We start from the raw sequence: 13,906 nt of genomic DNA on the forward strand, positions 1-13,906 counted from the left end.
CCGATCACTGTCTGCCGATGCCCCGGCCGACCGCCACACGCCGACGCCCGCCCGACCGACCGCTGCACGCCGACGCCCGACCGACCGCTGCACGCCGACGCCCGACCGACCGCTGCACGCCGACGCCCGGCCGACCGCTGCACGCCGACGCCCGGCCGACCACCGCATACCGATGCCGCGGCCGCTCACCGCCCGCCTACGCCCCGGCCGGCTGCCCCACGTTCGCCCGCACCCAGTCCACGATCGACGCCGTCGTCGCGCCGGGAGTAAAAATCTCCGCGACACCCTTCTCCTTCAGCGGCGGGATGTCCGCCTCCGGAATGATGCCGCCGCCGAAGACCAGGATGTCCGCCGCGTCCCGCTCCTTGAGCAGATCGATCACGGCGGCGAAGAGCGTGTTGTGCGCGCCGGAGAGGATGGACAGCCCGATCGCGTCGGCGTCCTCCTGGATCGCGGTGTCGACGATCTGCTCGGGCGTCTGGTGAAGCCCGGTGTAGATGACCTCCATACCGGCGTCGCGCAGCGCACGCGCGATCACCTTGGCCCCGCGGTCATGGCCGTCGAGCCCCGGCTTGGCCACCACCACGCGGATCGGACCGGTTGCCACACCCATCACTGCCTCCATGAAGCGACTCGTCCATCCCTGCCGGCACGCGCACACGATCCGCCGTACCGGCATGTGCACACGTACCCGGTGCACGCACCCTGCCCGGCACCCCGCACATCACCGCCCGGCGAAGTGAACGAACGTTATCGCCAGCATCGCGCAACCGGCAGTTTCGCGGTGGATACCGAGGGGGAAATCACACGGTGGGACATGTTCGTCGCGCACAGTTCCCGGTTCCCCCGGCCGCCCCCGGCGCACCCACCCGCGGCGGAGGAGCCACGGCGGAACCGCGCGCGAGGAGAGCCGCGACGCGGCGCCACGGCGCATCCACACCGGTCACCGAGCCATTTCCCTCCCTCACACCTCAGCAGAACCACCTGGCGCTTGTGTCACACCTCTCCACGAGGGCACACGGGGAACAGAGGCGTTCCCGCGTGCCGACAGGAGGTCGGCCATGAAAGTCACCAGAGCAGCACAGCCCTTCATCCCGCTCTGCCGGCGCCTCCTGCCCTTTCCGTCGATCGCACCGGTCAGGCTGCCAGGGGCGTCCGTGGCCTTCCTGAAGGCGACCGTCCTGGAGATCGCGATTCTCACGGGGCACCTCATCCTGTACCCCTCCGGCATCACCCAAGAGCGCCGGCCCGATCCCGGCAAGCTCCCGGACACCCCGCGCGCGCCCCGCGCGCCGGACCCCGCGAACGGCCCCGCGCACCCCGCCGCGCCCAGTCCACCCAGCCTGTGCGACACGGCCGACACGCCCGAGACGCCCGAGACGGCCGAGATAACCGAGACATCCGAGACGACCGAGAAAACAGGGAAAGCAGGGAAGACAGAGAGAGCAGGGAAGACAGAGAGAGCGGGGAAAACAGGAAAAGCCGATGAAGCGGGGAAAGCCGGGGCGGCGGAAAAACCCCGGATGTCCGGCGCACCGCCGTCCGGCACGTCCCGTCTCCCCCTCCGGACCAGGCCACCGGTCGTCCTCCTGCACGGTTTCATCGACAACCGCTCGGTCTTCGTCCTGCTGCGCCGCAGCCTGGCCCAGCACGGCACGCGCCAGATCGTCTCGCTGAACTACTCTCCGCTGACCTGCGACATACGCACCGCGGCCGAGCTGCTCGGCCGCCACGTCGAGGAGCTGTGCGACCGCACCGGCAGCGGGCGGATCGACATCGTCGGGCACAGTCTCGGCGGCCTGATCGCGCGGTACTACGTGCAGCGGCTCGGCGGCGACAGCCGCGTCCGGACGCTCGTGACCCTCGGTACACCGCACTCCGGCACCCGGGTCGCGCCCTTGGCCGACGCGCACCCCATCGTGCGCCAGATGCGCCCCGGCTCCTCGGTGATCGAGGAGCTGGCCGGCCCCGCACCCGGCTGCCGGACGCACTTCGTCAGCTTCTGGAGCGACCTCGACCGCCTGATGGTCCCGCTGGAGACGGCCCGCCTCGACCACCCCGACCTGACCGCGCGGAACGTGCGGGTGAGCGGCATCGGCCACCTGGCGCTGCCCGTGCACCCGGCCGTCGCGACCGGCATCCGGCAGGCTCTCGACACACCCCCGGCGGACACCGGATCCGACGACCACACCGGCGGCCTGACCGTCGCCTGACACCCCGCCGACCCCTCGCCGCATCGAACAGAGGTCGAACGCAGCACCGAGCCCGTGCCCGCCGTCCCCCGAATCACGGCCGAATGCCCGTTTCCTGCGCGCGCGAAACCTGGCGAAGATTGTCGCGCCCGCGTACCGCCGGGTACAGTCGCCGCACTGCTCTCGCAGCCCCTGTTGTCGAGGCGAAAGAGAAGTTGGTGAACGACCGTCACCCGTCGGGGACCATGACCACCCCGGCCCCGGCTTCCGACGCCGACCCGGCGCACTACGCGCCGTACGGCACGCAGGAAGCCCAGTACGGCGACTTCACCACGTACGGCGACTACGACGCCACCGGTTTTGCCGCCGGCGGCCCCGCCGACGCGGGCTACGAAGCGGACCCCCTCTTCGGAAGTCTCCCGGCCCAGAACACGGGCTCGTACGACACCACCGGAACCTACGACACCTCAGGCACGTACGACACCACCCAGTGGTCCACGGGCGGCCACCAGGCCGTGCACTACGACGCCTACGCGGACCGGCAGCACACCTCCTACGACACCGGTGCCTATGACACGGCCGCGTGGGCGGCCGGGCACCAGCACCTGGGTGCGATCCCGCCGCAGGCCACGGGCAACGACACCAGCGGCCAGTGGGACACCGGTGCGTGGCACCAGCCGGACCAGTCCGGCAACCCCGCCGACCGCACCCAGCAGTGGGAATGGGGCACGCAGGTTTTCGACACCGGCGCCTACGACGCCACGCAGTGGAACACGGACGCCACGAACGCCGCTCCCCACCCGCCCACGGGCGACGCACACGCCGTACACCCAGAGCCCCATGAGCCCCTGGAGCACCATGAGCTCCTAGAGCACCACGAGCGGCAGACGCACGCGGAGCACCCCGAGCAGCGGACAGCGGTCCCGCACGAGCAGCAGGCGGAGACCCCGTCCGATCAGCAGCCGGCCGCGGCCTTCGCGCAGTTCGCCCCCGGGGGTCCCGCCGCGGCCGACGACGAGACAGCCGCCACGGGTGAACTGCCCGCCGTCGGCCTGCTCCTCGACGGCCAGGAGGAGACCACTCCGGACCCCGCCTCCCGCACGTCCTCCCGCGGCGGTGGGCGTTCCCGCCGCCGCCAGCCCGCCAAGCGCTCCGCCCTGCTGACCGTCGCGGTGCCCTCGGCGTGCGTGATGGGTGTCGCCGGCATCGCCGCCGCCTCCGTCGGCACGCTGGGCGGCGGAGGCGACGCCAAGGACACCACCGCCTCCGCGGCGGACGTCCAGCCGGTGAAGCCGTCCACCGCCAACAGCAAACTGGACACCCAGATCGCGAGCCTGTCCGCCGGCGCCGACGATTTCGCCGACCGGGCCAGCCGGGCCCAGGAGCGCATCGACCTCAGGGCCCAGCAGGAGGCAGAGAAGAGGCGGGCGGCGGAGGAGGCGGCCCGCAAGGAGCGGCTGCGGCCGAAGTTCGCCCTGCCGGTCGCCCAGCACGGGCTCAGCGCCTACTACGGACAGTCCGGCATCAACTGGATGTCCATGCACACCGGCATCGACTTCCCCGTCGCCTACGGCACGACGGTGATGGCCGCGACCGACGGCACGGTCCGCACCCAGTGGAACAGCGCCTACGGCAACATGATGATCGTGACCGCGAAGGACGGCACGGAGACGTGGTACTGCCACCTCTCCAGCTACCGGGTCCCCTCCGGTTCGGCCGTGAAGGCCGGCGACCCGATCGCGTACTCCGGCAACTCGGGCAACTCCACCGGCCCGCACCTGCACTTCGAGGTGCGGCCCGCGGGCGGGGCGGCGCACGACCCGCTGACGTGGCTGCGCAGCCACGGCCTCGACCCGTCGTAGATCCGGGCGCCGTGCCCCCGCCCGCCGGCGACGGCGGGAGCACGGCTCGCTCCCCGGGGCTTCCCGGTCAGCCGCCGCTTCCCCGGCCTCCCGGAACTCCCCCGGTCTCCCGGAGGAGTTCCCCGCCCCTCAGAGCTTCTCGACCGGCGCGTACCGCAGCAGCAGCCGCTTCGGCTTGGCGTCCCCGAAGTCGATCGTCGCCTCGGCGTTCGCCCCCGTGCCCTTGACCGCGACCACGGTGCCGAGCCCGAACTGGTCGTGGGTGACCCGGTCGCCGACCGCCAGCGCCACCCCCGGCTTCTCCGACGCCCGGCGCGTGGCGAAACCGGACGCGCCCGCCGCCGACGAACGGGACCGGGACGACGACAGCGACGCCGCGATGCCCGAGGCCGGCCCGGAGGACACGGGCGCGGTCGCGCCGGTCCGCCTCCACTCCAGGTGGGCCGCCGGGATCTCCTCCAGGAAGCGCGAGGGCGGGTTGTACGACGGCTGCCCCCACGCGCTGCGCATCGTGGACCGCGTCAGGTACAGCCGCTCCCGCGCGCGCGTGATGCCGACGTACGCCAGGCGCCGCTCCTCCTCCAGCTCCTTGGTCTGGCCGAGGGCGCGCATGTGCGGGAAGACGCCGTCCTCCATGCCGGTGAGGAAGACGACGGGGAACTCCAGGCCCTTGGCGGTGTGCAGCGTCATCAGCGTGACGACGCCGTCGCCGTCCTCCTCGTCGGGGATCTGGTCGGAGTCGGCGACGAGCGCGACCTGCTCCAGGAAGTCGGACAGCGTCCCCGACTCGCCTTCGCCGCGCTCCTGCTCGAACTCCAGCGCCACGGCGGCGAGTTCCTGGAGGTTCTCGATCCGGGTCTCGTCCTGCGGGTCGGTGGATGCCTGGAGCTCGGCCAGGTAGCCGGTGCGCTCCAGGACCGCCTCCAGCACGGTCGCCGGACCCGCGCCGGACTCGACGATCGTACGGAGGTCCTCCATCAGCGTGTTGAACCGCTTGACGGCGTTCGTGGAGCGCGCGGCCATGCCGTACGCCTCGTCCACGCGCTTGAGCGCCTGCGGGAAGCTGATCTTCTCCCGCTGGGCGAGGGCGTCGATCATCGCTTCGGCGCGCTCGCCGATGCCGCGCTTGGGCACATTGAGGATGCGGCGCAGCGGCACGGAGTCCTCGGGGTTGGCGAGGACCCGCAGGTAGGCCAGGACGTCCCGGACCTCCTTGCGCTCGTAGAAGCGGACGCCGCCGACGACCTTGTAGGGCAGGCCGACGCGGATGAAGACTTCCTCGAAGACACGGGACTGGGCGTTGGTGCGGTAGAAGACGGCGACGTCGCCGGCCTTGGCCTCGCCCGCGTCGGTGAGACGGTCGATCTCGTCGGCGACGAACTGCGCCTCGTCGTGCTCGGTGTCGGCGACGTACCCGGTGATCCGCGCGCCCGCGCCGGCGTTGGTCCACAGGTTCTTGGGGCGGCGGGACTCGTTGCGCTCGATGACGGCGTTGGCCGCGCTCAGGATCGTCTGGGTGGAGCGGTAGTTCTGCTCCAGCAGGATCGTCGTCGCGTCCGGGTAGTCCTCCTCGAACTGGAGGATGTTGCGGATGGTCGCGCCGCGGAAGGCGTAGATCGACTGGTCGGCGTCGCCGACGACGCACAGCTCGGCGGGCGGGACGTCGCCCTCGCCCCCGGGGGCGTCCGCGCCGTGGACGCCGGGGCCGACGAGCTCCCGGACCAGGGCGTACTGCGCGTGGTTGGTGTCCTGGTACTCGTCGACCAGGACGTGCCGGAAACGGCGGCGGTAGTGCTCGGCGACGTCCGGGAAGGCGCGGAGCAGGTTGACCGTCGTCATGATCAGGTCGTCGAAGTCGAGGGCGTTGGCCTCGCGCAGCCGTGACTGGTAGAGGGCGTAGGCCTGGGCGAGGGTCTTCTCGAAGCCGTCGGCGGCCCGGGCGGCGAAGTCCTCCTCGTCGATCAGCTCGTTCTTGAGGTTGCTGATCTTGGCACTGAAGGACTTGGGCGGGAACCGCTTCGGGTCGAGGTCCAGGTCACGGCAGACCAGGGCCATCAGGCGCTTGGAGTCGGCCGCGTCGTAGATCGAGAACGACGACGTGAAGCCGAGCCTCTTGCTCTCCCGGCGCAGGATGCGCACGCACGCGCTGTGGAAGGTCATCACCCACATGGCGTTCGCGCGCGGGCCGACGAGCTGCTCGACGCGCTCCTTCATCTCGCCCGCGGCCTTGTTGGTGAAGGTGATCGCGAGGATCTGGCCCGGGTGGACGCCCCGCTCGGCCAGCAGGTGGGCGATGCGGTGGGTGAGCACGCGCGTCTTGCCGGAACCGGCGCCGGCGACGATGAGCAGCGGGGAGCCGGAGTGCACGACGGCGGCGCGCTGGTTGTCGTTGAGCCCCTGGAGGAGCGCGGCGGAGTCCACCGGCGGGCGCGGGGCGCCGTCCCGGTAGTACGCGTCCTGCTCCGGCGGCACGTCGAACTTCCCCCCGAACAGGTCGTCCGGAACCGGCTCCGGTACGTGATCGTCCTCGGGCGGCGGCGGGGGTTCTTCCTCGTGCCCGCGCGGGGCCTGGAGTTCCGCCAGGAAGCTGTCGTCAAAGAGGCTGCTCATCGCTCTCCGAGTCTAGGGCGCCCCGCCGACAACCGGCCGCCGTCCCGGGAACATCCCCGCTCCGCCCGTCCGCCCTCCCGCCGCGCGGTCCCCCGTCCACGGGCCCGGAAGAGGAGCCTCCGGGCCGCTCTCCCGCCCCCTGAGACCTTGGTCACGCCGCGGGCTCCGGGGCGGGGCACGGCGCCGGGTGAGGCACCGCGCGCCCGGCCCGGTGTGCCGGCCCGGACCGGGGCAGTCGGGCGTTTTCGCCGTGCACGCGCGCGTGGCCCGCCTCCGGCAGGCGCCCGGCTGCCTAGCATCGCCCCATGTCCGGCACCTCCCCCCTGCGCGCCTGGTGGGTGCAGCGCCCGCCGGCGGCCGGTGCCGCCGTGATGGCGACCGGCATCGTGTCGGTCGGGCTGCATCTGACGGGGCACGAGTTCCTGTCCCGTCTCGCGCTGGTCCTGGCCTGCGCCGCCTGGCTCGGGCTGGCCGTGAACTTCGGCTTCCTGCTGCTGCGCGAGCGGGCGCAGTGGGTGGCGCGGGCGGGGACGCCGGGCGCGCTCACCGCCGTCGCCGCCACGACCGTGCTCGGCACCCGCTTCGCCCAGCTCGGCTGGCGGTCCACGGCGCAGGCGCTGCTGGCGCTGGCCGCGGTGCTGTGGCCGGGGCTGCTCTGCCTGGTCGTACGGCACTGGGGGCGGCACATGCCCGGGGCGGTGTTCCTCGGCTGCGTGGCCACGCAGGGCCTCGCCGTGCTCGGCGCGACGCTGGCCCCCCTCTCCTCGGCGGCCTGGCTCGCGTACGCGGCCCTGGTGCTGTTCTGGCTGGGGCTCGTCCTCTACCTCGTCGCCCTGGTCCGTTTCGATCCGCGGCAGGTGGCGGTGGGTGCCGGGGACCACTGGATCGCGGCCGGCGCGCTCGCCATCTCGGCGCTCGCGGGGGCCAGGCTGCTGGCCGCCTCGAACACTGATCTGAACCTGTGGAACGACGACGACACCGGCGTCCTGCGCACCGTGTCCGTCGTGCTGCTCGTGCTCGACATGGCCTGGTACGCCGTCCTCCTCGCCGCCGAGCTGGTGTGGCCGCGGATCCGTTACGACGTGCGCCGCTGGGCGACCGTCTTCCCGATGGGCATGACGGCGGCGGCGACGCTGTCCGTCGCCGCCGCCGTCGACGTCCCGTGGCTGGACGGGCCCGGCCGGGTACTGCTGTGGCTCGCGGTGGCCGCGTGGCTGGCGGTCGCCGCGGGCGCGGTCGCGTCCGCGCGGGACGGGCTGCGGTCGCCCGCCGCCGAGGACACGGTCAGGTCCACAGCACGGCGATGAAGACGTTCGCCATGGTCAGCAGCCCGACCAGCCCGAACAGGCCCTTGTCCACCCGCTCCTCGTCCCGCTTCACATAGACCAGGCCGAGAATCACGATCAGCAGGGCCAGCTTCACGCCGATCTTGATGTTGTCGACCGGCTGGTCGTCGGCCTGGTTGAGGCCGACCAGGATCACCCCGGTGACCAGCATCGTCAGCGCGCCGTGCAGCATCGCGGGGCCGAAGCGCGCCGCGCCCTGGCCCATCGCCTTCATCTGGGTCAGGAAGCCGCCGAGCAGCGCCGCGATGCCGATGATGTGCAGGCCGACGAAGAGGTGGATGAGTACGTCCATGAGGCCGGAGCCTAATCCCGGGCGCGGACACCACCCGACACCGGCCCGCCACCGGCCCACCCCCGGTCCGCCACCGCCGAGAGGGTCCGGCGGCGGCCCGCTCCCCCGTATCCGTCGCCGCCGGACCGGCCGACCGCCGGTACGTCCGCTCGCCCGGCCTCCGGGCCGGCGGCACCGGCCTCCCGGCGGACGTACGACCCGTACGGAAAGGACGTGGAGTCAGTGGCAGCGCACCGCAGGTCCCGGCAGCGCGCGGCGGGCGGTGGCACGGCCCGGATCGCCGCCACGATCGTCCTCACGGGCGCGGCGACCGCGGCCGGCCTGGACGGGACCGGGTACGCCGAGCCGGACCGGACCGGCGCGGGTCCGGGCCGAGGTGGACGAGCTGTACCGGGAGGCGGAGGTCGCCACCGAGAAGTACAACGGCGCGAAGGAGAGGGCGCGGGAGGCCGGACGGCGGCTGGCAGCGCTGCAGGACGCCGCGGCACGCCGGCAGGAACGGCTCAACGCGGCGCGCAGGGCCCTGGGGACGGCCGCGGCGGCGCAGTGCCGCGGCGGCGGCCTCGATCCCGCGCTGCAGCTCGTCCTGTCCGAAGACCCCGACGGCTACCTCCGGGGAGCGGCGCCGGCCGAACGGGCGGGCAGCAGGCAGGCGGCCGCCGTCGCGCGCGTACGCGAGCACCTGGGGGAGATCGAGCGGCTGCGCGGGGCCGCCCGCGTGGAGGTGGCCGGGCTGCGGTCGCGGCAGGCGGAGCTGGAACGTCACCGCACCACGATCACCGGGAAGCTGGACGCGGCCCGCCGGCTGCTGTCGGAGCTGCCGGCCGGGAAGGGCGCACGGCCCGGCGCAGGAACGGGCCGGGCCCCCCGCTCGTCACCGGGCGCCGGGGAGGGCGGGCCGGCACCCGCATCGGTGCGGGCGCCCGGCTCCCGGGCCGCGGCGGCCGTCGCCTACGCCCACCGGAAGATCGGCAGCCCTTACGTCTGGGGCGCGACCGGACCGGACGCCTTCGACTGCTCGGGCCTCGTCCAGGCGGCGTACCGCGCGGCCGGCGTCTTTCTGCCCCGCACGACCTACGCCCAGATCGGCGCCGGCCGCCGCGTCTCCCGCTCCGGACTCCTCCCGGGCGACCTGGTGTTCTTCTACTCCGGCATCAGCCACGTCGGCATCTACGTGGGCGGCGGCCGGATGATCCACGCCCCCAGCCCTTCGGCCCCGGTCCGGACGGCCCCCATCGACCGGATGCCGTTCGCCGGGGCGACGCGGGTCGTGTGACCGGTCCGGCCGCGGCGGTCACACCAGCCGCCGGGCCGTCGCCCAGCGGGTCAGCTCGTGGCGGTTGGACAGCTGGAGCTTCCTGAGGACCGCCGACACGTGGGACTCGACCGTCTTCACGGAGATGAACAGCTGCTTGGCGATCTCCTTGTACGCGTATCCGCGGGCGATGAGCCGCAGCACCTCGCGTTCCCGCTGGGTGAGGCGGTCGAGGTCCTCGTCGACCGGCGGGGCGTCGGTCGAGGCGAAGGCGTCCAGGACGAAGCCGGCCAGGCGCGGGGAGAAGACCGCGTCGCCCTCCTGCACACGGAAGATGGAGTCGACCAGGTCCGAGCCCGTGATCGTCTTGGTCACGTACCCGCGGGCACCGCCGCGGATCACGCCGATCACGTCCTCCGCCGCGTCCGAGACGGACAGGGCGAGGAACCGGACCGGCCGCTCGGTGTCGGCCGTCAACGCCGCGCAACGGCGCAGCACTTCGACACCGCCGCCGCCCGGCAGGTGCACATCGAGGAGGACCACCTCGGGCCGGGTCGCGGTGATGACCGTGACCGCCTGGTCGACGTCGGCGGCCTCGCCGACGACCTCGACACCGGTCTCCTCGGTCCGGCCGATCTCGGCCTGCACTCCCGTACGGAACATGCGGTGGTCGTCGACGAGGACGACGCGCACATGGCGCCCGCCCGCGCCGCCCGCCGTCCCGTTCGCCTCGGTCGGGTCGCTCATGACGTCTTCTCCGCCCTCTCCATCTCCAGCTCGACCTCCGTGCCGCCGCCCGGCACCGCGCGCAGCCGCGCCGTACCGCCGTTGCGCTCCATGCGGCCGATGATCGATTCTCTGACACCCATGCGGTCGGCGGGTATCGAGTCGAGATCGAAGCCGGGGCCGCGGTCCCGGACGGACACGAAGACCGTACTGCCCTCGACTTCGGCGTAGACCTGAACGGCGCCGCCCTCGCCACCGTACTTGGCGGCGTTCACCATCGCTTCGCGCGCGGCTTGCATCTGTGCGCCGATCCTCTCGTCCAGCGGGCAGTCGCCGACCACGACGACCTCCAGGGGGACACCGTGCTTGTCCTCCACCTCGGCGGCGTTGCGCCGCACGGCGTCGGCGAGGGTGGTGGGCTCGTCGGCCTCGTCCTTGCCGTTGCCCTCGGGGTTGTAGAGCCAGGCGCGCAGGTCGCGCTCCTGGGCCCGGGCCAGGCGGCGCACCTCGCCCGGGTTGTCGGCGTTGCGCTGGATCAGGGTCAGGGTGTGCAGCACGGAGTCGTGGACGTGGGCGGCGACCTCGGCGCGCTCCTGGGCGCGGATGCGCATCAGCCGCTCCTCGGAGAGGTCCTGGGTCATGCGCACCAGATAGGGGCCGGCGAGGAGCGTGATGCCGACCAGGACTGCGAGGGCGGCCTGCAGGACGGAACCGAGGTGGGCGGCGGAGCCCTGCAGGACGAACATGCCGGAGACACCGGCCGCGACCAGCAGCACGCCCGCCACGGCCCGCAGCAGGGTGACCGTGCGCCGCTTGCGTCCGACCTCCATCCAGCGGGCCCGGCGGGCGTTGTCCGCCTGGCGCCAGACGAGGGCGACGCCCGCGCCGACGAGCACGGCAGGCCAGAGGTAGGCCTTGGCGCCGCCGCCGACGTTGACGTTGCCCACGAAGACCATGGCCACGACGACCATGAGGAGGAGGGCGACGATCTGGCCCCTGTCCGGTTTGCGGGCGACGAGTCTGCGGCGGCCGTCCGGCGAGGTCTCGGCCGTCACCAGGGACGGCGGCTTCCTCGCCTCGACGCCGCCGACCCCCAGCGGGACGAAGAACCAGAACGCGGCGTACAGCAGCGCACCCAGGCCGTCGGCCATGAACAGGCCGACGAAGACGAGCCGTACCCAGATCACGGGCAGCCCGAGGTGCCCGGCGATCCCCCGCGCCACGCCACCCAGCCAGCGTCCGTCGCTGCTGCGGTAGAGCTTGCGCGGCGGCCGCGGTTCGTCGAGTGGCGCTGCTGCGGCTTCCGGCATGCCAACGATGGTCACACGGCCGCATGCCCCGGGCATCAGGGTCCGCCCCGGAGACTCCCCTGATCTTCGGCGCGGCGGCGCTCGCGCTCCGTCCCTGCCCGCCCTCAGGGCCGATTTCAGGGTCCGGCCAGGGTCGTTCCCGCTCCCGCCGCCCCGCCGCGCCCGTCACCATGGACCCATGACCGATCACGAGCACGCCCCGACGAGTCCGGGACCCGGCTCCGGCCCGCGCTCCCGGCCGGCCGGCGGGCCGCAGGACACCGCGCCCGCCGGGCCCGGGTCACCCCGGGCGTTCCGGCGCGACCCGCGGTTCAAGATGCTCGCCGGCGTGTGCTCCGGGCTGGGGCGGCAGTACGACATGGACCCGGTGATCTTCCGGATCACCCTGGCGGTGCTCTCCGCGACCGGCGGCCTCGGCCTCGTCTTCTACGGCTTCGCCTGGCTCTTCGTCCCCTCCGACGACGAGGACGAGAACGAGGTGCGCAAGCTGCTGACCGGCCGGGTCGACGGTCAGGCACTGGCAGCCGTGCTGTTCGCGCTGGTCGGCTGCGGTGTGTTCCTGACAATGCTGCACAACGGCGGGGTGCTGACGTTCGCCGTCGTCCTCTCCCTCCTCCTGGCGGGCGCCGGGTACTGGTCACGGCAGCGCGGCGCCGCGGGCCCGGACCCCCTCGCCGCCCAGGCCGCCGCCGACGCCCCGCCGGAGCCCCAGGCGCCCCCCGTCTCCCTCACCTACCCGTCCTGGTGGCGCGACCCCATCGTCAAGGACGGCACGCACACCGGCGGCACGGGATACCTGTGGGGCCCCGGGGACTCCCACGCCCCCGACCTCGCGGCAGTCACCGACGTCCGCCTCACCGGCCACGGAACCGGCCGGGAAGGCATACGGGCCCGGCGCCCCCGGCCGCCCGAGCCGCACGGCCCGCGCTGGATCGGCGGCTGGGTCTTCCTGCTCGCCCTGCTCGCCGGCGGTCTCGGCACACGGCTGGCCTGGGAGGATCACCCCCTCGGCACCAGTCTCCAGACCGGCCTGTCCTGCGCGCTCGTCGTCTTCGGCCTCGGCATCGCCGTCAGCGCCTTCCTCGGCCGTACAGGGGCCGGATCGATCTTCCTGGCGATCGTCACGGCGGTCCTGCTGACCGGTGCGGCGGCCCTGCCCGAGAACATCGGGACCCACTGGACGCACACCAGATGGACCCCCGCCACGTCGGCCGACGTCCGCCCCGCGTACGACGTGGGGGCCGGCGTCGGCACTCTGGACCTGTCCCGCCTCCGCGTCGCCGACGGGCAGACGGTGACCACACGGGCCGACGTGGGCGTGGGCCGGATACGCGTGGTCGTGCCCCAGGACGTGACCGTACGGCTGAGCATCGACGTGGGAGTGGGTGACATCCAGTTGCCGGGCGACAACCGGAAGGACGTGGACGTGGCTCCGGGCAAGCACAAGGAGGTGATCCTGTCCCCCGCCCCGGGCGGCGGGGACACCGGCACACTCGACCTCGACCTCGGTGTCGGTGTGGGACAGGCGGAGGTGAGCCGTGCTGCGTCATGAGTTCCAGCCCGGAAGGCTGATCGCCGGTGTCTTCCTGGTCCTGGCGGGCGTCATCCACGCCGGGGACGCGGGCGGCCTCTGGCAGACCCCGTGGTTCGCGCCCCTCCCCGTCATCGTCGGCGGCCTCTGCCTGGCCGGCGCCACCGCCGCACTGACCCGGAACAGACGCCGCCGCGCGGCCCGCGCCGGCACCGACGCGCCCCCGTCGCGCTGACCACGCCCTACTGGTGCCCGCCGGCCCGACGCCGCGCGACGTCCACCGACAGCAGCGGCGCCCCCGCGAGGACGAGAGGAATCCACGCCATGAGATACGGGAGGTCGTTGCCGTAGTAGTACGGGTCCGAGGCCCAGCTCACGGTCAGCCACAGGCTGAGGGAGATCAGCGCCCCTCCGAGCGCGGCCAGACGCGCGAACAGCCCGAGCAGCGTCCCGATGCCGACGGCCAGTTCCCCGAAGGCGATGGCGTACCCGAACCCCACCGGGCTCTTCAGGGACAGATCGACCAAGGCGGGGATGGCCGAGGAGTCCCGGACCGCCCGCATCATCTCACCGACGGAACCGGCACCCGCGTCCTTCATGAAGGAGCTGTCGGTGAGTTTGTCCAGGCCCGCGTAGAGGAAGGTGACGCCCAGGAAGACCCGCAGGGGAAGCAGGGCGTACCGGGTGGCTCTGTCACGCCAGTCTCCGCCGCCACCGGGGTGAGCCGTGTGCGTGTCCGTACGCATTCCGTGAGTCATCGCTGCCAGCCGCCTCTCGCCCGC

The 13,906-nt window shown here is 73.0% G+C and carries 11 protein-coding genes and 1 pseudogene; 6 read left to right on the forward strand and 6 right to left on the reverse strand.

Features of this window, described 5'->3' with window-relative positions:
• Positions 1 to 196 precede the first annotated feature (196 nt).
• A complete protein-coding gene (locus tag ABZ340_RS16585) occupies positions 197 to 613 on the reverse strand; it encodes a cobalamin B12-binding domain-containing protein (protein WP_358782493.1) in 417 nt (138 codons plus the stop codon).
• A 499-nt stretch (positions 614 to 1,112) separates the two neighbouring features.
• Here ABZ340_RS16585 and ABZ340_RS16590 point away from each other — a divergent pair, with 499 nt between their 5' ends.
• Both ABZ340_RS16590 and ABZ340_RS16595 read left to right on the forward strand, forming a co-directional pair.
• Positions 1,113 to 2,213 carry an alpha/beta fold hydrolase gene (locus ABZ340_RS16590; RefSeq protein WP_358782562.1) on the forward strand — a complete coding sequence of 367 codons (1,101 nt, stop codon included), beginning with the start codon at positions 1,113 to 1,115 and terminating at the stop codon, positions 2,211 to 2,213.
• 197 nt (positions 2,214 to 2,410) lie between these two features.
• On the forward strand, positions 2,411 to 4,054 hold the full coding sequence (locus ABZ340_RS16595) for a M23 family metallopeptidase (RefSeq protein WP_358782494.1): 1,644 nt from the start codon (positions 2,411 to 2,413) through the stop codon (positions 4,052 to 4,054).
• A 129-nt stretch (positions 4,055 to 4,183) separates the two neighbouring features.
• Here the strand turns inward: ABZ340_RS16595 and pcrA are convergent, their stop codons facing one another.
• On the reverse strand, positions 4,184 to 6,664 hold the full coding sequence (gene pcrA, locus ABZ340_RS16600) for a DNA helicase PcrA (RefSeq protein WP_358782495.1): 2,481 nt from the start codon (positions 6,662 to 6,664) through the stop codon (positions 4,184 to 4,186).
• 305 nt (positions 6,665 to 6,969) lie between these two features.
• Here pcrA and ABZ340_RS16605 point away from each other — a divergent pair, with 305 nt between their 5' ends.
• A complete protein-coding gene (locus ABZ340_RS16605; protein WP_358782496.1) occupies positions 6,970 to 7,971 on the forward strand; it encodes a tellurite resistance/C4-dicarboxylate transporter family protein in 1,002 nt (333 codons plus the stop codon).
• Here ABZ340_RS16605 and ABZ340_RS16610 read toward each other — a convergent pair.
• Entirely contained in the window at positions 7,949 to 8,302 is a 354-nt protein-coding gene (locus ABZ340_RS16610) for a hypothetical protein (protein WP_358782497.1), read from the reverse strand. The two genes, ABZ340_RS16605 and ABZ340_RS16610, sit on opposite strands and share 23 nt — an antisense overlap.
• Positions 8,303 to 8,524: 222 nt before the next feature.
• Between ABZ340_RS16610 and ABZ340_RS16615 the strand changes: the two are divergent.
• A pseudogene (locus tag ABZ340_RS16615) lies at positions 8,525 to 9,578 on the forward strand (NlpC/P60 family protein).
• An 18-nt stretch (positions 9,579 to 9,596) separates the two neighbouring features.
• Here the strand turns inward: ABZ340_RS16615 and ABZ340_RS16620 are convergent.
• Entirely contained in the window at positions 9,597 to 10,304 is a 708-nt protein-coding gene (locus ABZ340_RS16620; protein WP_358782498.1) for a response regulator transcription factor, read from the reverse strand.
• Positions 10,301 to 11,593: a PspC domain-containing protein gene (locus ABZ340_RS16625; protein WP_358782499.1), complete on the reverse strand. Its 1,293-nt coding sequence runs from the start codon at positions 11,591 to 11,593 to the stop codon at positions 10,301 to 10,303. Before ABZ340_RS16625 ends, ABZ340_RS16620 begins: the two co-directional genes overlap by 4 nt.
• A gap of 178 nt (positions 11,594 to 11,771) precedes the next feature.
• Between ABZ340_RS16625 and ABZ340_RS16630 the strand changes: the two genes are divergently transcribed.
• Together ABZ340_RS16630 and ABZ340_RS16635 are read left to right on the forward strand one after the other, a co-directional pair.
• Positions 11,772 to 13,145 (forward strand): PspC domain-containing protein, encoded by a 1,374-nt coding sequence (locus ABZ340_RS16630; RefSeq protein ID WP_358782500.1) that lies wholly within the window; start codon positions 11,772 to 11,774, stop codon positions 13,143 to 13,145.
• Positions 13,132 to 13,359 carry a hypothetical protein gene (locus ABZ340_RS16635; protein ID WP_358782501.1) on the forward strand — a complete coding sequence of 76 codons (228 nt, stop codon included), beginning with the start codon at positions 13,132 to 13,134 and terminating at the stop codon, positions 13,357 to 13,359. Before ABZ340_RS16630 ends, ABZ340_RS16635 begins: the two co-directional genes overlap by 14 nt.
• A gap of 7 nt (positions 13,360 to 13,366) precedes the next feature.
• On the opposite strand, the gene ABZ340_RS16640 is transcribed toward ABZ340_RS16635, so the two are convergent.
• Positions 13,367 to 13,882, reverse strand: a complete 516-nt coding sequence (locus ABZ340_RS16640; protein ID WP_358782502.1) for a DoxX family protein — start codon at positions 13,880 to 13,882, stop codon at positions 13,367 to 13,369.
• Positions 13,883 to 13,906 lie beyond the last annotated feature (24 nt).

The sequence above is a fragment of the Streptomyces sp. NPDC006134 genome, from assembly GCF_040628835.1.
Taxonomy (GTDB): domain Bacteria; phylum Actinomycetota; class Actinomycetes; order Streptomycetales; family Streptomycetaceae; genus Streptomyces.